This is a genomic window from Gilliamella sp. wkB178, from assembly GCF_001690705.1.
In the GTDB taxonomy this organism is placed as follows: Bacteria; Pseudomonadota; Gammaproteobacteria; order Enterobacterales; family Orbaceae; genus Gilliamella; species Gilliamella apicola_K.
Genome location: NZ_LZGK01000011.1, coordinates 388,318 through 409,728, shown reverse-complemented (window position 1 = coordinate 409,728; position 21,411 = coordinate 388,318). Strand labels below are relative to the sequence as shown.

Genomic DNA, 21,411 nt, shown 5'->3' with positions numbered 1-21,411 from the left:
AAGTTGGAGATAATGATGCAAATAAAACTTGTTGCAGAAGCGAAACTGCCCACACCATGGGGGTGTTTCAAGATTGTAGGATTTGAAGAGATTGCAACAGGTAAGGATCACGCTGCATTAGTATTTGGCAATATCAACGATTCGCAACCGGTGTTAACTCGAATCCACTCCGAGTGTTTAACCGGAGACGCTTTGTATAGTTTACGTTGTGATTGCGGTTTTCAATTAGAAGCTGCGTTGCAGCAAATAGCTAAAGCAGGCAAAGGTATTTTAATTTACCATCGTCAAGAAGGGCGTAATATTGGGTTACTTAATAAGATTAGAGCCTATGCCTTACAAGATCAAGGGTTTGATACAGTCGAAGCTAATCATCAATTAGGTTTTGCTGCCGATGAACGTGATTTTACACTTTGTGCAGACATGTTAACTTTATTGGGTGTATCGCAAATTCGTTTGTTAACTAATAACCCTGAAAAGATTAGAGTTTTAGAAGCTGCAGGTATTGAAATAGTCGAAAGAGTCCCTTTAGAAGTAGGTGAAAACCCGAATAATGAACATTATTTAGAGACTAAAGTCGCTAAAATGGGGCATTTATTACATCTTCATCATTGTGATCATTAAGGTATTTACTATTATTTATGCAGGTTGTTTTATTCAGCTAGTGGATTGCTTAGTTAAACAGTTCTTGATTATTTGTTAAAACTAATTAATCCCAAAATAGATATAAAATTTTGAGATTAATTAGCCATATTAATAATAATTTTATAATTCACTTAATCACTATTAATCTTTATCGCAACGTAATATCCCACCGTTAGCAATTTGGTCTTTGGTTATTTCGTGCATAATTATTTGTACTGCTTCACGTTTACAATTGAGGGTTTCTACAATGGCATCGGTTACACGTTTGGCCATTTCCCTTTTTTGTTCTACACTTCGGCCTTCTATAAAATCAATGACTACATTTGGCATAACAGTTCCTTATCGATGGTTAATTTTGGCTAATTGCTCAGTTGTTAATGCAATATCTTGATTATGGCAAACACCTATACCGGATTTAATTACTTGTTCAGCGATGGCTTTTGCTTCATCTAGTGAGTGCATTTTATAACTACCACATTGATATTCATTTAATTCCGGAATATCTTGTTGCGATTTAACATTTATTACATCCTGCATTGATTTTAACCAAGCATCACTTACTGTTGATTCGTTAGGTTTACCAATAAGGCTCATATAAAATCCGGTGCGACAACCCATAGGCGAAATATCGATAATTTCGACTTTATCACTATTTAAATGATCGCGCATGAAACCGGCAAATAAATGTTCTAAAGTATGAATGCCTTTTTCTGGTAACTGTGCTTTATTGGGAATGGTAAAACGTAGATCAAATACTGTAATGTCATCCCCTTTTGGGGTTTTCATGGTTTTAGCAACACGCACAAATGGTGCTTTCATTTTGGTATGATCAACTTTAAAACTATCTAATAATGGCATAACTCTCTCCTTAGTTTTTTGCGAGTTACTTGATATTTAATAATCTAACTAGTTCTTGGATATTGTATGTTTATTCATCTAATAAACGTAACATTTCTTGCTCATCAATTATTGTAATGTTGAGTTTTTGGGCTTTATCTAATTTAGAACCAGCGGATTCACCGGCAATGACAAGATCTGTGTTTTTAGAAACACTTCCGGTCACTTTTGCACCTAATCTCTTCAATCTTTTTTTGGCGTCATCCCGAGTTAAAACAGATAACGTACCGGTTAATACTACAGTTTTACCAGAAAAAGGTGAAGTAGTCGTTACTATCTGTGCTTGTATATCGATATCTTGCCAATGAATACCTATTTCATGACTGGTTAATTGTTCAATGACACTGCGGTTATGCGGTTCTTTAAAAAAGTCTATAATGCTTTCAGCAATAACTACCCCAATATCATTTACTTTTTGTAACTGTTCTAAACTAGCATTTGCAATCGCGTTTAAATTACCAAGTTGGTTGGCTAAATTTTCAGCAGTTACTTCGCCAACGTTAGGAATCCCCAGTGCAAAGATAAAACGGCTTAGTGTAGTATTTTTAGAATCATTCAAGGCATTTAATAAATTATTAGCTGACTTGTCACCAATTTTGTCTAAAGAGCATAATATTGGTACATTGAGTTTATAAAGATCAGCCGGTGTTTCAACATAATTTTTATCGACTAACTGTTCAATAATTTTATCGCCCATACCATCCACATTCATAGCTCGGCGAGACACGAAGTGTTTTAAAGATTCTTTACGTTGGGCAGGGCAAATTAAACCACCGGCACAACGGGACACAGCTTGCCCTTCATCACGCACAATTAATGAACCACAAATTGGGCAATGGGTAGGGAAAACAATGGGTTTAGTATCAGCTGGTCGGCGATCTAATAGTACGGCAACAATTTTAGGAATAACATCACCGGCGCGGCGAACGGTCACGTAGTCACCTTCTCGAATACCTAAACGAATTATTTCGTCACCATTATGCAAGGTAGCATTACTAACAATTACTCCGGCTACTGATACTGGTTCAAGCCTAGCTACTGGTGTGATTGCACCAGTACGGCCGACTTGGAAGTCAACTTTTCTTAATTGAGTTACTTGTTCTTGAGCGGGAAATTTAAATGCAATAGCCCAGCGTGGTGCGCGCGCAACAAAGCCTAATTCTTGTTGTAAGGCAATTTGGTTAACTTTTATTACTACACCATCAATATCGAAATCCAATGACATCCGTTCGGCACTAATTTGTTCAAAATAATTCAATGCCTCTTGAGCACCATGGCGTATTTGTACTTTATTACTAACAGGTAATCCCCAATCTTTAAATTGCATTAAACGAGTATAATGAGTATCCGGAAGTGTACCACCTTCGACGATACCGACTCCATAACAAAAGAAAGTTAATGGCCTTTTAGCAGTAATTTTAGGATCTAATTGGCGTAGAGAACCCGCTGCGGCATTTCTTGGATTAGCAAAGGCTTTTTCATTTCGCTTTTCTGCATCAGCATTTAATTTTTCAAATCCTTTGTGGGTCATAAAAACTTCACCACGGACCTCTAAACGATTGGGAATATTATCACCATGAAGGACTAAAGGTATAGTTTTGATGGTTTTAACATTAGCCGTAATATCTTCTCCGGTCGTACCATCGCCACGGGTTGCCGCCCGAATAAAGTGACCATTTTCATAAAGTAAACTTACCGCTAATCCATCGAGTTTAAGTTCACAACAATATTCAATTGGTTCGTTATTCTTTGACGGTAACCGATCTCTAACGCGTTTATCAAAAGCTAAAAAACTTGGAGCATCAAATACGTTATCTAGCGATAACATAGGCATTTCATGTTTTACCGTTGCAAATTGGGATAATGGACTACCGCCAACCCGTTGAGTTGGTGAGTCAGGGGTGATAAGCTGCGGATGTTGTTGTTCAATAGTTTGCAACTGTTTGATTAATTTATCATATTCAGCATCAGGGATTTCTGGTGCATCTTGCACATAGTAACAATACTCATGATGCCTAATAAGATTACGTAAAGACGCCAATTCTTGAGTAATTTCCTCTATCGATTTAGATTGCGTAGTTGAATTTTCTATTGTATTAGATAGTGACATAATCAAAACTCTTAAATTATTTTATCTCTTAAATTATTTTATTGTAGTTGTAACAGTTTTAACATTGTGTGGAATAAACTAGCACTTGCAAAATTGTATCGAACTAATTCGGAATCGAGCTTGCTTGTTGTTTGAACTTTACTTACAACCACCAACAAAAGTTGGCGGTTTTGCATAGAATTGTTACTAATTTTGAAATGATTAAACTTCGTTACATGCCTTTTTGATACGATTTTTATAACTATCAATTTTTTGTGGAGTTAGCATGTGATGTTCATCATCCAACACAACACCATTTACGTCATCAGCAATTCGTTGGGCAGTTTGTAACATTAATTTGAAATTTTGTTGGTTATTACCTTCAGTAGGTGCAACCATAAAAATAGAAACTCCAGGTGTGGTAAACTCATGCATGGTTTCAGGATCTAAATAACCCGGATTCACCATATTGGCTAAACTAAACAGTATAGAACCATTACCAGCAGGGTCAACATGACGATGGAATATACGCATGTCACCAAATTGAAATCCTGATTGCATAATGCTAGCTAATAACACATCACCTTGCAATAATTTGCCATTTATTCCCGTTACGTTTAACACAATAATTTCTGTTTGTGTTTCGTCTTTGGTATTTAAACTTAATTTTTCGGATTTATTTGGTTTTGAGTTAGCTTCGGATTGGTGTTTTTTATCTTGAGTCTCTAAAGTGTTATTATCAATTTTATTGTGAACAGATATAGTGGGCTCTTTGGCATCGTCTAATTCATCGTCTAAGCGATCATCATAAGCAAATAGATCTTCTTGTTGAGGTTGAATAATTGGTTCTTCTGCAACTATTACTTCTTCTTCGACTATACTTTCGTTATTTGTATTATCTTTTTTATTTTTTGGTGTTAGCAAAATTACATCATCTTCGCCTAAATCGTCTTGGTAATTATTCTCATACGACTGAGTATTAACCGAGTTTTTTCCTTTTCTGGCTGAATTAAAAAGAGAAGAACGTTCTTTTTTATTGATCCAAAATCCATGAATCAATAATGCAATTATGACCAAGGATGCAACAACAATCAGAACAATACGTAAATTATCCATAATAACCATCTCAAAATTAAATTGAATATAGACTTATAGCATTCAAATAGCAGTTAAACTAAATTATTAATTTGCTAACACTATATAATCTTTTTATTTTGTTAACAAATTGAATTAAAAAATAGTTACTACCACTGCCTTTGAAGGCTGTTTAGTATATCACTTTGTTTAAAATACTTTTTAGTACTATATTTTCAGTACTAAAAATGATTAAAACATATATTACTTTATTTCGGCAAATAATCATAATTATCCAGATATTTTTTTTATTGGAGCTTTTCAAATAGTTAATTTTTAGAACTCTGTGCTATTAACCTGTAAAGTTACTTACAATCTATGCATATTTTTTGTAAAATCACCCGTTACTTTTAAATAAAATTAATTATTCCTTTAAAATAATAATTATTAAGTCTACTGAGGTCGTTTTGATATGAGATTTAACAAACTATTACTAACAGTACCAATGGCGCTAACCAGCCTACTTTTATTAACAAGTTGTGATAATAGCAATTCACAAGGCGCTGGTGGTCAAATACCCAAGGTAACTGTATTTAAAGTGCAACCTTTAGACTACACTTTAAAAGTAAGTTTGCCGGGACGAGTTGTTGCTTCTCAAATCGCTGAAATTAGACCACAAGTTGGTGGCATTATTTTAAAACGTGAATTTGACGAAAGTTCCAATGTTAAAACTGGACAATCACTGTACCAAATTGATCCGGCTATTTATCAAGCTAATTATGATAGTGCAGTAGCTAGTGTAGCAAGTGCTAAAGCAAATGCTAATATAGCTCAATTAACCTTAAAACGTTATGCTGGCTTATTAACTACTAAATCAATCAGCCAACAAGATTATGATAAAGCTGCTGCCGATGCCAAGCAAGCTGATGCTAGTGTATTAGTGGCACAAGCTGCAGAACATACGGCCAAAGTAAACTTAGATTATACTAAAGTGTACTCACCAATTGACGGTTATATTGGTAAATCAAGTGTAACTGAAGGTGCTTTAGTCTCCGCAGGGCAACCAACCCCTTTAGCCTTAGTTCAACAATTAGATCCTATTTATGTTGATATGACTGAAGCTGCAACCCGTTATAATAAATATCTTCAAGATGAAAATGTGATTTTTGAGCCAGTCAAAGGTGATAATGTAGAATTATTTTTTAATGACGGTTCTAAGTATGCTTACCCTGGAAATATTAAATTCTCTGATATCTCCGTTAATGAAACCACAGGTACTGTAACATTACGTTCGCAATTTCCAAACACCGAAGGCAAGATTTTACCGGGTATGTTTGTTAAACCACAAATGACACTGGGTCATATCAAAAATGCCATACTGGTACCTCAACAAGGTATAACTAGTAATGTTAAAGGCCAATATACCGCTAAAATTTTAAAACCTGATAATACTATTGAATATCGCCAAGATATCCAAGTTTACACTGGTGTAAGTGGGTATTGGGTGGTGACTAAGGGCATAGATATTGGTGATCAAGTCATTGTAACGGGATTACTCAATTTGACCCCTGTAGAAATGGGACAACCAATGAAAGGCGAAATGGTTGGCGAACCGGCTCTTCTATCACAAGAACAGTTAGATAATATCACTAAAAACAGTATGAAATAAAACAGGGGTAGATTTAATTATGGCTAAGTTTTTTATTGATAGACCTGTTTTTGCGTGGGTAATTGCTATCATGATGATGCTAGGCGGAGCTTTGTGTATCAAGCTTTTAGCCATTGAGCAGTATCCTGACATTGCACCACCAGCTGTGACCGTAACGGCTACTTATCCGGGTGCTGATGCACAAACTATTGAAAATACTGTTACCCAGCTAGTCGAACAAAATTTAACTGGTTTAGATAACTTGATTTATATGAAGTCAACCAGTAGTGCGCAAGGTGTTGTGCAAACAACATTAACCTTTGCACCAGGAACCAATCCGGACTTTGCTCAAGTACAAGTGTTGAATAAAGTTGAAAGTATAAAATCTAGGTTACCAGAAAGTGTGCAAAAAAATGGTGTTTCAGTTGCAAAAAATAACACTAACTTCCTTAAAGTTATCGGTTTTTACTCATCAAATCCACAAAAAACACAAGCAGATATCGCTGACTTTATTTATTCAACAGTACAAGATCCGATTCGTCGTGTACAAGGTGTAGGTGATACTACATTATTTGGTTCTGAATATGCGATGCGTATTTGGCTTGACCCTAATAAATTGAACTATTTTAATCTATCTATTGAAGAAGTTACTGCCGCTATTCAAGCGCAGAATGCGCAAGTAACAGCGGGGCAATTAGGGGCATTACCATCCACTCAAGGTCAAGAACTTAATGCTACCATTACGGCGCAATCTCGTTTAAAAACACCGGAACAATTCCAAAATATTTTAGTTCGAGTTAATACTGACGGTTCTAATGTACTTTTGAAAGATATTGCTAATGTAGAAATTGGTGCTGCTGATTATAATTTTATTTCTCGCTACAATGGTAAAGCTTCAGCTGGTTTAGCAATTTACCTTGCAACTGGTGCTAACCAATTGGATACTTCTGATAAGGTTGATAAAGAAATAGCTGAACTATCTAAAATCTTCCCTGAAGATATTCAATATGCATACCCTTACGATACAACGCCATTTGTTAAACTTTCGATCAGTAATGTGGTGCATACATTAATTGAAGCGATAATTTTAGTTGTTATCGTAATGTATGTGTTTTTACAAAATCTACGTTCTACATTAATACCAACCATTACTGTGCCGGTGGTATTACTAGGAACGTTTGCTATTCTATATATTTGTGGTTTTACTATTAATACCTTGTCCATGTTTGCGATGGTATTGGCGATTGGCTTATTGGTCGATGATGCCATAGTTGTTATCGAAAATGTCGAACGTATTATGCATGATGAAGGTTTAACTCCATATGCGGCAACAGTTAAATCAATGGAACAAATTACTTCGGCGTTAGTTGGGATTGCTGTAGTGCTTTCGGCTGTGTTTGTGCCGATGGCATTTTATGGTGGTGCTGCAGGGGGGATTTACCGTCAATTCTCAATCACTATTGTGACTGCGATGTCATTGTCAGTAATTATGGCTATCGTTTTAACTCCGGCATTGTGTGCGCAAATTTTAAAAGCACCATCCAAAGGTAAAATCAAGAAAACATCGTTTGGTGAAAAATTAGTAACCATTCCGCCATTTAGTTGGTGCTCTATTGCCATTAACTGGTTTTTTAATTTATTCAATTATGCATATGGTAAGAGTTTACGTGCTTATGAAAAAGGTGTAATAAAAGTTATTCGCTATCCATTAATAACTTTTGTTTGTTATATCTTAATTGTAATAGGTTTAATATTTGGATTTAACCGTTTACCGACCGGGTTTTTACCTGAAGAAGATCAAGGCGTGATTATTATTATGGCCGAGTTGCCTCCTGGAGCAACGTTACAACAAACCATGGGGGTATTAAATAAAGCGGCTAAGTACTATATCGAGCAAGAAAAAGACTCTACTAAAGAAGTATTTACCGTTGCCGGATTTAGTATGGTTGGTCGTGGACAAAATATGGGGCTTGGCTTTATCCGTTTAAAAGACTGGAATGAACGAAGTAGATCAGATCAGAAAGTTAAAGCACTAGTAAACCGAGGGATGGGATACCTATCAACTTTAACAGAGGCACGAATTTTTGCCATGAATGTGCCGGCAGTACCATCATTAGGTATGGCTAACGGTTTCTCGTATATGCTCAAAGATAGTGCCGGGATGGGTCATGAAGCATTAATGGGAGCATTTTTTAAATTATTTGGTGAAGCGTCGCATCATCCTAGCTTACGCCAAGTACGCCCGGCAAGTATGTTAGATGTGCCACAATATAAAATTAATGTTGATTTTGAAACTGCTCAAGCGTTAGGTGTTTCAGTTGGCAGTGTTAATACCGTGTTATCAACAGCTTTAGGTTCTGCTTATATTGATGACTTTGTATATAACAGTCGAGTTAAAAAAGTCTATTTGCAATCTGATGCGCCTTACCGAATGTTGCCAGATGATTTTAGTTATTGGCATGTTAAAAATAATAAAGGTGAAATGGTGCCATATGATGCTTTTGCTACCACTTCAAAAAGCTATGGTTCGCCATCATTAGTCCGTTATGATGGTGTTGCGGCAATGGGTATTAGTGGTTTAGCTGCTGCCGGACTAAGTTCTGGTCAAGCTATGGCAGTCATGGAAGAGTTATCGCAACAGTTACCAAAAGGTTTTACCTTTGACTGGACAGATATCTCTTATCAAGAACGTCAAACTGGCTCGCAAACCACCACACTTTATATTATTTCAATTATTGTGGTATTTTTATCATTAGCGGCATTATATGAAAGTTGGACTGTGCCAATTTCGATACTATTTGTGATTCCTCTAGGTATTCTTGGTACTGTTATCGCAACCATGTTCAGAGGACTTGATAATGATATTTACTTTATCGTTGGTCTATTAACTACCATGGGGCTGTCAGCAAAAAATGCCATCTTAATTGTGGAATTTGCTAAAGATGCGCTTGAAAATGAAGGTAAATCATTAATTGATGCTACACTAGAAGCTTGTCGTTTGCGTTTACGTCCAATTTTAATGACATCATTTGCCTTTATTTTGGGTGTGTTACCATTAGCCATGAATACCGGTGCTGGTTCGGCAAGCCAGAATGCTGTGGGTACTGGTGTAATTGGTGGTATGTTAACGGCTACATTTTTAGCAATCTTTTATGTACCATTATTCTTCTTATTTATAACTAAATTATTTACTAAGCATCGTAATAAACCAGTTTTACCGGGAAGAAGCTTGCCACAAGAAGATATAAATAAAGACTAATCTTGTAAGCATAATGCCTAGCGTGTGCTAGGCAGAACTATATAATTTAAAATGCGCTTATTTTTAGCGCATTTTTTTATGATTAAAAATATCTTTGGCGAAATGATAGTTAAAGTAACTTATAAGCTCCCACAGCAATTCACGTTTAGCATAAATATAAATAAAAACGACGCGTATATTAACAATATTTGCGGTGAAATATTGTTATTAGTAATAGGGTTATTGATAGGAAAGTAAAATCTAACTAAAGATATTAGCTTTTAATAACCTTATTTACGGGACTGGATTAAATGTTGGCTCATATGGGCGTGAGTGATGGCAATGGCTAAAGCATCTGCGGCATCAGCTTGGGGGCTAGCAGGTAATTTTAAAAGTAATTTGACCATATGTTGGACTTGTTTTTTATCCGCAGCACCATTACCAACAACACTTTGCTTAACTAAGCGCGCCGCATATTCAAATACAGGAAGATCGTTATTGACTGCAGCTACAATAGCTGAACCCCTAGCTTGCCCTAATTTTAATGCAGAATCAGCATTGCGCGCCATAAATACTTGTTCAATGGCAAACATATCGGGTTGAAATTGTAAAATAATTTCACAAACGCCAGCATAAACACGTTTTAAGCGGGTAGGTAGATCATCAACAGCAGTGCGAATACATCCACTACCTAGGTAGGTTAATTGCCGTCCCGTTTGGCGAATTACACCGTAACCCGTCAAACGAGAGCCTGGATCGATGCCAAGAATAATGGCCATTAGAGTGTAGCTGCAACCTCGTCGGAAACTTCACCATTATGGTAAACTTCTTGAACGTCATCGCAGTCTTCAAGCATATCAATTAAACGTAATAATTTTGGGGCTGAATCAATATCAAGATCAACCTTAGTAGCTGGGATCATTGACACTTCAGCCGCCTCAGCAACTAATCCAGCAGCATCAAGCGCATCTTTAATTTCACCAAATGATTCTGGGGTGGTAAATACATCAATAGCACCATCATCATAGGTAACAACATCATCGGCTCCGGCTTCAAGTGCAGCATCCATTACTTGATCTTCGTCAGTACCAATTGGGTAAGAAATCACACCTTTTTTGGTGAACAAGTATGCAACTGAACCATCAGTACCTAAATTACCACCTGTTTTAGTGAATGCATGACGAACTTCTGATACCGTACGATTCCGATTATCACTTAAGCATTCAACCATTACTGCGGTACCCGCTGGTCCATAGCCTTCATAGATAATAGTTTCCATATTACTATCATCTTCACCCCCAACACCTCGAGCAATCGCTCGGTTCATGGTGTCACGAGTCATGTTGTTGGATAATGCTTTATCCATTGCTGCACGTAAACGTGGATTTGACGCTGGATCGCCACCACCAATTTTAGCTGCAGTTACTAATTCACGAATAATTTTAGTAAAGATCTTACCGCGTTTGGCATCTTGTGCGGCTTTGCGGTGTTTGGTATTGGCCCATTTACTATGACCTGCCATAAAATTCTCCAGTATAAAATAATTTAAAAATCGTGATATTTTAACAAACTTTTAGTGAAAATTCATTATCAATATATTTATTCATTAGCTATTAACTGTTATATAGCTTATCTATATTAAGTATTGAAGAAAACTATCACTAAATAATATATGAATTTTTTACCTATAATCATCTTTATATCAATGAGATGGTTAATAATTAATAATAAAAAATTTGAATAGTCTTATTAAATTGATCGAGATCACAACTTTGACCATTAATTATTGCAACATTGATCCATTCAATGGAATATAGATCATCGAAACGTTTCGATAAGATCTTTTTCTTTTTTAATTAATAGGAATCTATTATGCGTAAAGGTCAATTATTTAATTCAAATATTTGTCAGATCCTATCCCAAATGGGGCATACCGATCAGATTGCTATTGGTGATGCTGGTTTACCTATTCCTGATTCCACGTTAAGAATTGATCTGGCTTTAACATATGGTATACCTTCATTCATGCAAGTATTTGAATCTTTATCACAAGATATGCAGATCGAGAAAGTAATTTTGGCATCCGAAATTATTGATAAAAACCCTGCTATTCATGCTCAAATACTAAAACGCCTTAAAGAACTCGAAAATCTTCAAAAAAATAGCATTGAAATTCTTTATCTAACTCATGAACAGTTAAAGTTGCAAACCCAGCACTGCAAAGCAGTTATTCGAACAGGCGAATGTAGTCCATTTGCTAACATCATTTTACAGTCAGGTGTTATTTTTTAATAGGTACTTTAATGAACTAGGAATAAATGCTTTATGAACGATATGTTATTGCAGCTTACGGATATTCACAAATCATTCCCGGGTGTCAAGGCTCTTTCTGGCGTGAATTTAACTGTTAGAGCTGGTCGTGTTATGGCATTAATTGGCGAAAATGGTGCTGGAAAATCCACTTTGATGAAGGTGTTAACCGGTATTTATAAAAAAGATTTAGGCGAAATTATTTACTTAGGCAATAAAGTTAATTTTAGTGGACCTAAAGCATCACAAAATGCTGGTATCGGTATTATTCACCAAGAATTAAATCTCATTCCTCAACTGACTATAGCTGAAAATATTTTTTTAGGTCGAGAATTCGTTAATAAATTAGGTTGCATAGATTGGCAGAAAACCTATGTCGAAGCTGATAAGTTACTTGCAGAATTACACCTTAGTTACGATAGTCGTCGATTGATTGCCGATTTATCCATTGGTGAACAGCAAATGGTTGAAATTGCTAAAGCACTAAGTTTCCATTCCAAAGTTATTATTATGGATGAACCAACTGATGCACTTACAGATACTGAGACAGCATCGTTATTTGAAGTGATTAATAAACTAAAAAAACAAAACTGTGGGGTTGTGTATATTTCTCACCGTTTAAAAGAGATCTTCGAAATCTGTGATGATGTAACGGTGTTGCGTGATGGGCAATTCATAGGTGAAAAAAATGTTAAAGATTTAAATGAAGATACTCTAATTGAAATGATGGTAGGGCGCAAATTAGATGAACAATACCCACGGATTGTTAAACAACGAGGTGAGGTTACCTTAGCAGTAAATAATCTTACTGGACTAGGTGTTAATGATGTTAGTTTCCAACTGCATGAAGGTGAAATATTAGGTATTTCTGGTTTGATGGGATCGGGCAGAACTGAATTAATGAAAATGATTTATGGTGCTAACCCAGCCAAATCTGGAGAGATTATTTTAAAAGGTAAAAGCATCAAAGTCCGCTCACCTCAAGATGGTTTAAACCAAGGGATTGTTTATATTTCGGAAGATCGTAAAAAAGATGGACTAATTTTAGGAATGTCTGTTAAAGACAATATGTCACTTAATGCATTGAATTACTTCGTTAATAAATTTAGTAAATTACGTTTGCGAGATGAGAAACAGGCAGTAGATGATTTTGTTGGATTATTTAATATTAAAACACCATCAATTAATCAAACGATTGGATTTTTATCTGGCGGTAATCAACAAAAAGTTGCTATAGCCAAAGGTTTAATGACTCGTCCGGATATTTTGATTTTAGATGAACCAACACGAGGAGTTGACGTTGGGGCTAAAAAAGAGATCTATCAACTTATTAACCAATTTAAGCAACAAGGACTTAGTGTGATTTTGGTTTCCTCTGATATGCCTGAAATTCTTGGCATGAGTGATCGCATTTTAGTCATGTATGAAGGAAAAGTAACCGGACATTTTGCAATTGCTGATGCAACACAAGAAAAACTTATGGCCGCAGCCGTTGGAAAAACACAGGAGAATGCCTAATGCTGCAAAATAAAACGCTCAAAAACCTATTAATTGAACAAAAATCATTAATTACTTTGTTGGTGTTAATTATATTTGTTTCATGTTTAAGCGATAATTTTTTCACCTTAAATAATTTTTTCAATATTCTACAACAAACCTCAATTAATGCGATCATTGCAGTCGGTATGACATTAGTTATTTTAACTTCCGGTATTGATTTATCAGTTGGTTCTACATTTGCTTTAGCGGGAGCGATTACGGCTTCTATGATTGGTTTGGATATTTCACCATTTATTGCGATTACTGCCGCATTAGCATTAGGGGCTGTGTTAGGTGCTTTTTCCGGCGTTATTATTGCAAAAGGTAAATTACAGGCGTTTATTGCTACTTTAGTTATGATGTTGATTTTACGTGGTGTAACTCTGGTTTATACCAAAGGTAGCCCAATTTCCACTGGAAATAATGATAATTCGGAATTTTTTGAATGGTTTGCGTTTGGTCAAGTGAGTGGAATCCCTGTTCCTATTGTGATTATGGCTATTGTTTTTGCCGGAGCATGGTACCTACTAAAATATACCCGTTTAGGCCGTTATATATATGCGCTTGGGGGTAATGAAACTGCCACTCGACTTTCCGGTATTAATGTTGACCGGGTAAAAATTATTGTTTATGCAATTAGCGGATTACTTTGTGCTTTAGCGAGTACCATTGAGGTGGCAAGGTTGTCATCGGCTCAGCCAACGGCAGGTACTGGATATGAAATGGATGCGATCGCTGCAGTGGTTCTTGGTGGTACCAGCATGTCTGGTGGTAGAGGCAAAATTATAGGTACCTTGATTGGGGCATTGATTTTAGGATTTTTGAATAATGGATTAAATATGTTAGGCGTGGATGCCTATTATCAAATGATTGTAAAAGGGGCCGTTATTTTACTAGCAGTATTAGTTGATAACAAAACAAGTAAGTAAGTGAACAAGGTATATTGCCTTAGGAGTAAGTTATGATATTAAAAAAAATTATCACCACTATTTCAGTAGTGACTTTGAGTTTTGCTTTTGTTTTCCAAGCCTCGGCGAAAGAGAATATAGCATTAGTTGTTTCAACGCTTAATAATCCTTTTTTTGTCACCTTAAAAGATGGGGCGGTAAAAAAAGCGAATGATCTTGGTTATAATTTAGTGGTATTAGATTCACAAAATAATCCCGCGAAAGAACTTGCCAATGTTGAAGATATCATTGTTAAAGGTACTAAAGTTATTTTAATTAATCCTACCGATTCCGATGCCGTTGGTAATGCTGTTTTAGCTGCAAATAAAGCTGGAATTCCAGTGATCACCCTTGACCGTGCGGCCAATAAAGGTGAGGTGGTTAGTCATATAGCTTCAGATAACGTTGCTGGGGGTAAAATGGCCGGCGACTTTATTTTTAATAAACTAGGTGCCAGTGCCAAAGTAATACAGTTACAAGGTATTGTTGGAACTTCGGCTTCGCGAGAACGTGGTGATGGTTTTACTAAATCAATGCAGGCTAATAAATTTACTATTTTGACTGCGCAACCAGCTGATTTTGATCGAGCAAAAGGCATGAATGTTATGCAAAACCTATTAACTGCCTATCCAGCAACTCAAGCCGTGTTTGCAGAAAATGATGAGATGGCATTAGGCGCAATGAGAGCCATTCAAACAGCAGGCCGTACTGACATTTTGGTAGTTGGTTTTGATGGTACTGATGACGGTATTAAATCAGTTCAACGGGGTAAAATGGCTGCAACAGTTGCTCAACAACCGGAACAAATTGGTGCTATTGGTGTGGAAATCGCTGATAAAGTGATTAAACAAGAAAAAGTGGATAGCAAAGTACCAGTTGATTTGAAACTAATCACTAAATAAAAAGTGTTTTTTAGGACGCTAGTAGCGTCCTTTATTATTGGAGTATTATGCATGAATCATAATAAATTAATTGTGCTTGGCAGTGTTAATGTCGATCATATATTGAATGTACCTGAATTTCCTAAACCAGGGCAAACATTAACCGGCTCAAATTATCAAATTTCTTATGGTGGTAAAGGTGCTAATCAGGCTGTTGCTGCTGGGCGTTTGGGCGCAAATATTCAATTCATTGCTGCGGTGGGTGAAGATGAATTAGGTAAAAAGTTTCATCAACAATTGCAACACGATCAGATTGATACTTGTTCGGTAGCCATAGTCTCAGGTGTAAATACTGGAGTAGCCTTAATTTTAGTTAATCATCAAGGTGAGAATCAAATAGCTATTTGTGCCGGAGCCAATGCAACAGTTACTCCTGATTATTTACAGCAATTCGAAAAAGATGTTCAGCAAGCAGATGCTATTTTAATGCAATTAGAAACACCTTTGGCAACCGTAGAAGAAGCTGCTAGATTAGCTAAACGACATAATACCCAAGTGATTTTAAATCCAGCTCCAGCACAACAATTATCCGATGATTTACTCAAACATGTTGATATTATTACCCCTAATGAGACTGAGGCTGAATTTTTAACCGGGATTAAAATTCTCACTGATGACGATGCAGAAAGTGCAGCGCTAATTTTACATAATAAAGGGATCAAAACGGTTATCATTACCTTAGGTAGCAAAGGCGCATGGGTCAGTTATGACGGTAAAGGTAAACTGGTTACTGGATTTATAGTTAAAGCAATTGACACCATTGGTGCAGGAGATACGTTTAATGGTATGTTAGTTACTGCCTTATTAGAAGGTAAATCGCTTGATTTGGCGGTTAAATATGCACATGCGGCAGGTGCTCTTTCCGTGACTAAATCCGGAGCGCAAACTGCAATACCAACTCGCAAGCAAGTGGATGAGTTTATGCAATTGCATAATAATAAAAGAGATTAATTACTTTGGTTACCATGAAAGATGTCGCTAAATTAGCGCAAGTATCAACATCTACAGTTTCTCATGTTATCAATAATGATCGTTATGTCAGCCCCCTAATACGAGATAAGGTTGAATTAGCGATCAAGCAGCTTAATTATGCACCATCTGCCATAGCACGAAGTTTAAAAAGTAATAAAACTAAAACTATTGGTATGCTGGTTACCACTAGTAATAATCCTTTTTTTGCCGAAGTGGTGCAAGGTGTAGAGCGTGGTTGTTATGAGTTAGGTTATAATTTAATTTTGTGCAATACCGAAGGTGATCATAAGCGCATGCTAAATAATATCGAACATTTGTTGCAAAAGCGAGTCGATGGTTTATTAGCTATGTGTACCGAAACTTATTCTATTCCTCAAGAAATATTTGCTCGCTATCCCACTTTACCTATTGTGATTATGGATTGGACTCCATTTAATGGTATTTGCGACACTATTCAAGATAATTCTTTATTAGGTGCTACCATGGCTACCCAATATTTAATTGAGCAAAATTATAATCGCATTGCCTGTATTACCGGCCCTTTAAACAATACGCAAGCACAATGCCGTTTACAAGGGTATCGTCAGGCGATGCACCAAGCTAATCTTACAATTTATAAAGGTTATGAAGCTCAAGGTGACTTTCAATTTGCCTCGGGTATTAGCGCTATGCAAAATTTATTACAATTAGCCAAACCACCACAAGCGGTTTTTTGTTGCAATGATGCAATGGCAATTGGGGCTTATCAGGCGCTTTATCAAAAAGGGATAGTTGTTGGTAAAGATATGGCAATTGTTGGCTATGATAATATTGAATTAGCACAGTATATGACACCACCATTAACCACTATTCATCAACCAAAAGAAGAATTAGGTCAACTGGCAATCCAAACTTTATTAAATCGTCTTCATAATCCTAAACAAACCACTAAGACTTTAACTTTAACCCCGATGCTAGTTAAACGCTTATCTGCTTAGTTATTGGTTGACTACGAAATTTAGTCTTAGCGATTAAACTAATTACAAATTAACTATTGTTTAAATATGTAGCTAAAATTCGAAGATGACTTAATTTAGGAGTTGGAATTTGATGAATTTTTAAAAATAAAAAGCACCACAAAAAGGTGCTTTTTTGTAAAAATAGATTAATGATAATCGACTAACTCATTCCGTACTGTTTTAATTTTTTGCGTAAAGTACCACGGTTAATACCAAGCATATTTGCTGCTCGAGTTTGATTTCCACGTGTATATTGCATAACCATATCAAGGAATGGGTGTTCAACTTCAGCTAACACTAGTTCATATAAATCTGTAGGATCTTCACCATTTAATTGTGAAAGATAGTTTTTCAAAGCTTGCTTTACTGAATCTCGCAAAGGTTTTTGTGTTATTTGGTCTTGAGAGTTTACAGTTGTAAATTTAAGTGCCGCAGCTGTAACGCGTTGTTCTGACATAGTATTTTTAACTCTTTTGGTTGTTTCTAATTTTACTAAAAAATGCTTTTAGTGCTTTAACTTGCTCACTAGTATCGTTAAGTACACTAAATAAGCGCCTAAATTGATCGCTATCAGCATAATGCTTGGTATACCAATTTACATGCTTTCTGGCAATCCTTAATCCTTTGTATTCTCCGTAAAACTGATAAAGTTCATTCAGGTGCAATAGTACTACTTGCTCAACTTCATCGACAGTTTTCTCTTTTTGTAACTTTCCATGTGTTAAATAGAATGCTATTTCTTCAAATATCCAAGGTCGCCCTTGTGCCGCTCGGCCGATCATTATAGCATCAGCTTGCGTATAATTAAAAACATCTTTTGCCTGTTCTGGTGTACAAATATCACCATTAGCAATTATAGGAATACTAATTTTCTCTTTAACTGCTTTAATTGACTGATATTCAGCTTCACCATTAAACAGACAGGCACGAGTACGCCCGTGGATAGTAATCGCCTTTATCCCAGAATCTTGAGCAATTTGTGCGATTTCTAAGCAATTTCTATTATTTTTATCCCATCCAGTCCGCATTTTTAAGGTCACCGGTACCTCCACAGCACCGACAACTTTTTGTAAAATAGTTTTAATTAGTTCCGGATTTTGCATTAAAGCCGATCCGGCTAATTTTTTATTAACTTTTTTAGCCGGGCACCCCATGTTGATATCAATCAACTGTGCCCCGTGTTTAACATTGAACTCGGCAGCTTTAGCCATTTCATCGGGATCAGATCCAACAATTTGCACTGCACGAATACCGATATCATCAGTGGCAATCATTCTTAACGCTGATTTGTCAGTATGCCAAACATCTGAATTTGCTAGAAACATTTCTGAAACCGTCATGCCAGCACCAAATCGGTAACATAAATTACGAAATGGTTGATCGCTAATTCCGGCCATTGGTGCGGCGATTAAATTGTTCCTTAAAGTGACCTTACCAATGCTTAGCAAATTAAGGCCGGCTATATTACGCATTTTTTCTCGAAGTTAAAAGGGGGTAATAGCAAATTTTTAGTTTTTTTTGCCAGTAATACGGCACCATTCTTGTTGTTCAACAACTGGATCAAGCACAAAATGGGGTTGGTAAGCTGAACTAACAGCTGGTGCTTGGGTAGCTAAAATTCCAGATAAACCAAGGTGTCCTTTGGGTTTAACCAGTTTACTAATGTGTGGTTCTAGCTCTTTAAGTGGTCCGGCTAAGATATTGGCGACAACCACATCGGCTTGCAAATTATCTGGCAGGTCTTTAGCTAGATAAAGCGATAATTTTTCACTAACATTATTACGTTCAGCATTATCGCGGCTAGCTTGGATAGCTTGCGGATCAATATCAATACCAATTACTTGTTTGGCACCTAACTTTAAAGCCGCAATAGCTAAAATTCCTGAACCACACCCATAATCAATGACTAGCTTGTTATTTAGATCCAAACTATCAAGCCAAGTTAAACATAAAGCGGTTGTTGGATGAGTACCAGTACCAAAGGCTAAGCCGGGATCTAACATTACGTTAACGGCATTAGGATCAGGGACTTCTCGCCAACTCGGACAGATCCATAAACGTTGACCAAACTGCATCGGATGAAAATTATCCATCCATTCACGTTCCCAATCTTTATCTTCTAACTGTTCAATTTTATATGAAAATTGATCTAAATTTAGTACTGCTTTTAACCGATTAATATCAGTTTGCGCATCATACAAACCAATAACGTCGGTATTACCCCATAATTTGGTTTCACCAGGTAATGGTTCGAAAACTGGGGTGTCATAAGTGTCTTCAAAAGTAACTGAAACAGCACCAGATTCTTCCAATTGTTCACTGATATGCTCAGCCAAATCATTAGTAGTATTAATTCTGAGTTGAATCCAAGGCATATTTTTTTCCTGTTTTACTATACATACAGCCAATAGGGTTAGCTATAATAAACACCACCAATCCAATAATTAAAGAAGGTACAATTGGGTGGAATGACAATAACTTAATATTATAAGCAGCCAGTAACGTATAGCTGATTGCTCCGGCAAACATTGAGCACAGGGCTCCGGTAGCATTAGCTTTTGACCAATATAATCCTAAAACTAATGGCCATAAAAATACCGCTTCTAACCCACCAAATGCCAATAAATTTAACCAAATAATCATATCAGGTGGATTCCATGCAGCTAAAATAAGTAAGCCACCAAAAATAAAGGTAATAGTAACCGAAATACGAGTTAAGGTTTTATCACTATAGTTAGTATTAGGTTTGATACTTAAAAATAGATCTTTAATAATTACCGAGGATACTTGTAACAGCTGAGCATTGATCGTTGACATAATGGCAGCCAGTGGTGCGGCCAAAAAAATTCCGGCAGCTAAAGGCGGCAACACTTTAATTATCAATGTTGGCACCACTTGATCGGGAATGGTTAAGTCACTAACAATAACGCGACCGAGAGCACCGGATAAATGCATAGTTAGCATAATTACGGTCACAACGATAGTCCCGATAATAATGCCTTGATGTACGGCTTTACTGTCTTTATAGGCCATGCAACGTACAGCGGTATGCGGCAAACCAACCACACCAAAACAGACTAAGACCCAAAACGAAGTCATAAATGGGAAATCCATAAAATTATTAGGGCCTTGTGGTGTTAACAAAGCAGGATCAATTGCAGTTAAACGATCAATAATGGTGGTTATGCCACCGCCAGCATAAATAATGGCGGTTAATAACAGAATCGCGCCAATAATCATTACTAGACCTTGAAAGGCATCGTTTAAAATGCTGGCTCTAAAACCACCAAAAGCGGTATAAATAACGGTACCTATACCAAAAATTAATAGACCAACATCATAAGGAATCCCCACCGAAGACTCTAATAACCGTGCGCCACCAACAAACTGCACGGTCATAGCACCAATAAATGCCACTACCAAAGTGATACTGGCAAACCAAACAATCATACGGCTTTTATAATGGGCATACAGCATGTCACTTAGCGTAATTGCATTATATTTACGCGCTAAAATAGCAAATTTTTTGCCTAAAATTCCAAGTGAAAGTAGTACGGTAGGTACTTGAATCATGGATAGCAATACCCAACCTAGGCCATACTTATAAGCCGCTCCGGGACCACCAATAAACGAGCTAGCACTAATATAAGTTGCTGCTAAAGTCATGGCGAGCAAAAATCCGCCCATGGTGCGGTTGCCAATAAAATAATCCGTAAATTGATTTACCTTTTTCCGTTTCACATAGGCATAAATTGATAATGCAAACACAAAAATTAGGTAGATAACCAGTGGTAAAATTATATCAAAATGCATGTTTAATCACTTAGTTTGTTCTAGGGGAATATCTTGAAATTGAAATTTTACAATAGCCCAACATAATAAAATAAAACCAATAGGGACTAAAATACAAGAGAGTTCAAACCATAATGGCAGCCCCAGTAGTCCAAGTTTATCGCTGCCTAAATAAGCACTAAGTACCCATGCTAACAGGTAAATAATAGTGAGTAATAATGACAGTTTAGCTTCTTTACTAGCTTGTTGGTAACGTGTATCCATGTTAAGTAGTTAAGTAGTAAATAAATGGTGGTCTAGAGTAAAAGAAAGTGTCACACTTAG

Annotated in this window: 20 protein-coding genes; 9 read left to right on the top strand and 11 right to left on the bottom strand. The window is 36.4% G+C overall.

Annotated features, from left to right (window positions below; translation table 11 throughout):
* Window positions 1–15 precede the first annotated feature (15 nt).
* The gene (ribA, locus tag A9G13_RS03425) at window positions 16–621 is read left to right on the top strand and encodes a GTP cyclohydrolase II (RefSeq protein ID WP_065556208.1); all 606 of its coding nucleotides are present in this window, start codon (window positions 16–18) and stop codon (window positions 619–621) included.
* A gap of 162 nt (window positions 622–783) precedes the next feature.
* Here ribA and A9G13_RS03420 read toward each other — a convergent pair whose 3' ends face one another.
* The 4 genes from A9G13_RS03420 to zipA all read right to left on the bottom strand — a co-directional run bounded on the left by A9G13_RS03420 (window position 784) and on the right by zipA (window position 4,744).
* Entirely contained in the window at window positions 784–972 is a 189-nt protein-coding gene (locus tag A9G13_RS03420) for a 2-hydroxymuconate tautomerase (protein ID WP_065556207.1), read from the bottom strand.
* A gap of 9 nt (window positions 973–981) precedes the next feature.
* Complete coding sequence (luxS, locus tag A9G13_RS03415; RefSeq protein ID WP_065556206.1) at window positions 982–1,500, bottom strand: S-ribosylhomocysteine lyase; 519 nt, start codon at window positions 1,498–1,500, stop codon at window positions 982–984.
* A 70-nt stretch (window positions 1,501–1,570) separates the two neighbouring features.
* Window positions 1,571–3,601: an NAD-dependent DNA ligase LigA gene (gene ligA, locus A9G13_RS03410; RefSeq protein WP_065556383.1), complete on the bottom strand. Its 2,031-nt coding sequence runs from the start codon at window positions 3,599–3,601 to the stop codon at window positions 1,571–1,573.
* A 249-nt stretch (window positions 3,602–3,850) separates the two neighbouring features.
* Window positions 3,851–4,744, bottom strand: coding sequence for a cell division protein ZipA (zipA, locus tag A9G13_RS03405; RefSeq protein ID WP_176701939.1), 894 nt, complete (start codon window positions 4,742–4,744; stop codon window positions 3,851–3,853).
* A 430-nt stretch (window positions 4,745–5,174) separates the two neighbouring features.
* Here zipA and A9G13_RS03400 point away from each other — a divergent pair, with 430 nt between their 5' ends.
* The gene (locus A9G13_RS03400; RefSeq protein ID WP_065556205.1) at window positions 5,175–6,371 is read left to right on the top strand and encodes an efflux RND transporter periplasmic adaptor subunit; all 1,197 of its coding nucleotides are present in this window, start codon (window positions 5,175–5,177) and stop codon (window positions 6,369–6,371) included.
* 19 nt (window positions 6,372–6,390) lie between these two features.
* The gene (locus A9G13_RS03395) at window positions 6,391–9,609 is read left to right on the top strand and encodes an efflux RND transporter permease subunit (RefSeq protein ID WP_065556204.1); all 3,219 of its coding nucleotides are present in this window, start codon (window positions 6,391–6,393) and stop codon (window positions 9,607–9,609) included.
* Between the two features lie 269 nt (window positions 9,610–9,878).
* Here A9G13_RS03395 and ruvC read toward each other — a convergent pair whose 3' ends face one another.
* Together ruvC and A9G13_RS03385 are read right to left on the bottom strand one after the other, a co-directional pair.
* Entirely contained in the window at window positions 9,879–10,367 is a 489-nt protein-coding gene (gene ruvC, locus A9G13_RS03390) for a crossover junction endodeoxyribonuclease RuvC (protein ID WP_065556203.1), read from the bottom strand.
* The gene (locus tag A9G13_RS03385) at window positions 10,367–11,110 is read right to left on the bottom strand and encodes a YebC/PmpR family DNA-binding transcriptional regulator (protein ID WP_065556202.1); all 744 of its coding nucleotides are present in this window, start codon (window positions 11,108–11,110) and stop codon (window positions 10,367–10,369) included. The genes ruvC and A9G13_RS03385 overlap by 1 nt, the downstream gene beginning before the upstream one ends.
* Before the next feature lie 350 nt (window positions 11,111–11,460).
* Between A9G13_RS03385 and rbsD the strand changes: the two genes are divergently transcribed.
* The 6 genes from rbsD to rbsR are packed head-to-tail and all read left to right on the top strand — an operon-like array spanning window position 11,461 to window position 17,274.
* Window positions 11,461–11,880 carry a D-ribose pyranase gene (gene rbsD, locus A9G13_RS03380; RefSeq protein ID WP_065556201.1) on the top strand — a complete coding sequence of 140 codons (420 nt, stop codon included), beginning with the start codon at window positions 11,461–11,463 and terminating at the stop codon, window positions 11,878–11,880.
* Between the two features lie 33 nt (window positions 11,881–11,913).
* Window positions 11,914–13,416, top strand: coding sequence for a ribose ABC transporter ATP-binding protein RbsA (gene rbsA / locus A9G13_RS03375; protein WP_218059134.1), 1,503 nt, complete (start codon window positions 11,914–11,916; stop codon window positions 13,414–13,416).
* Window positions 13,416–14,366, top strand: coding sequence for a ribose ABC transporter permease (gene rbsC / locus A9G13_RS03370; RefSeq protein ID WP_065556200.1), 951 nt, complete (start codon window positions 13,416–13,418; stop codon window positions 14,364–14,366). The genes rbsA and rbsC overlap by 1 nt, the downstream gene beginning before the upstream one ends.
* Window positions 14,367–14,398: 32 nt before the next feature.
* Window positions 14,399–15,286, top strand: coding sequence for a ribose ABC transporter substrate-binding protein RbsB (gene rbsB, locus A9G13_RS03365; protein WP_065556199.1), 888 nt, complete (start codon window positions 14,399–14,401; stop codon window positions 15,284–15,286).
* 51 nt (window positions 15,287–15,337) lie between these two features.
* Complete coding sequence (gene rbsK / locus A9G13_RS03360) at window positions 15,338–16,276, top strand: ribokinase (RefSeq protein ID WP_065556198.1); 939 nt, start codon at window positions 15,338–15,340, stop codon at window positions 16,274–16,276.
* 14 nt (window positions 16,277–16,290) lie between these two features.
* Entirely contained in the window at window positions 16,291–17,274 is a 984-nt protein-coding gene (gene rbsR, locus A9G13_RS03355; protein WP_065556197.1) for a ribose operon transcriptional repressor RbsR, read from the top strand.
* 181 nt (window positions 17,275–17,455) lie between these two features.
* Here the strand turns inward: rbsR and fis are convergent, their stop codons facing one another.
* Genes fis through A9G13_RS03330 form a run of 5 tightly spaced genes read right to left on the bottom strand, consistent with a single transcriptional unit; the run spans window position 17,456 to window position 21,351 of the window.
* Window positions 17,456–17,752: a DNA-binding transcriptional regulator Fis gene (gene fis, locus A9G13_RS03350; RefSeq protein WP_034883623.1), complete on the bottom strand. Its 297-nt coding sequence runs from the start codon at window positions 17,750–17,752 to the stop codon at window positions 17,456–17,458.
* Window positions 17,753–17,759: 7 nt separating this feature from the next.
* Window positions 17,760–18,767, bottom strand: a complete 1,008-nt coding sequence (dusB, locus tag A9G13_RS03345) for a tRNA dihydrouridine synthase DusB (RefSeq protein WP_065556196.1) — start codon at window positions 18,765–18,767, stop codon at window positions 17,760–17,762.
* Window positions 18,768–18,803: 36 nt separating this feature from the next.
* Window positions 18,804–19,670 (bottom strand): 50S ribosomal protein L11 methyltransferase, encoded by an 867-nt coding sequence (gene prmA / locus A9G13_RS03340; protein ID WP_065556195.1) that lies wholly within the window; start codon window positions 19,668–19,670, stop codon window positions 18,804–18,806.
* Complete coding sequence (panF, locus tag A9G13_RS03335; protein ID WP_065556194.1) at window positions 19,645–21,108, bottom strand: sodium/pantothenate symporter; 1,464 nt, start codon at window positions 21,106–21,108, stop codon at window positions 19,645–19,647. The genes prmA and panF overlap by 26 nt, the downstream gene beginning before the upstream one ends.
* A gap of 6 nt (window positions 21,109–21,114) precedes the next feature.
* A complete protein-coding gene (locus A9G13_RS03330; RefSeq protein WP_065556193.1) occupies window positions 21,115–21,351 on the bottom strand; it encodes a YhdT family protein in 237 nt (78 codons plus the stop codon).
* Between the last annotated feature and the right edge of the window lie 60 nt (window positions 21,352–21,411).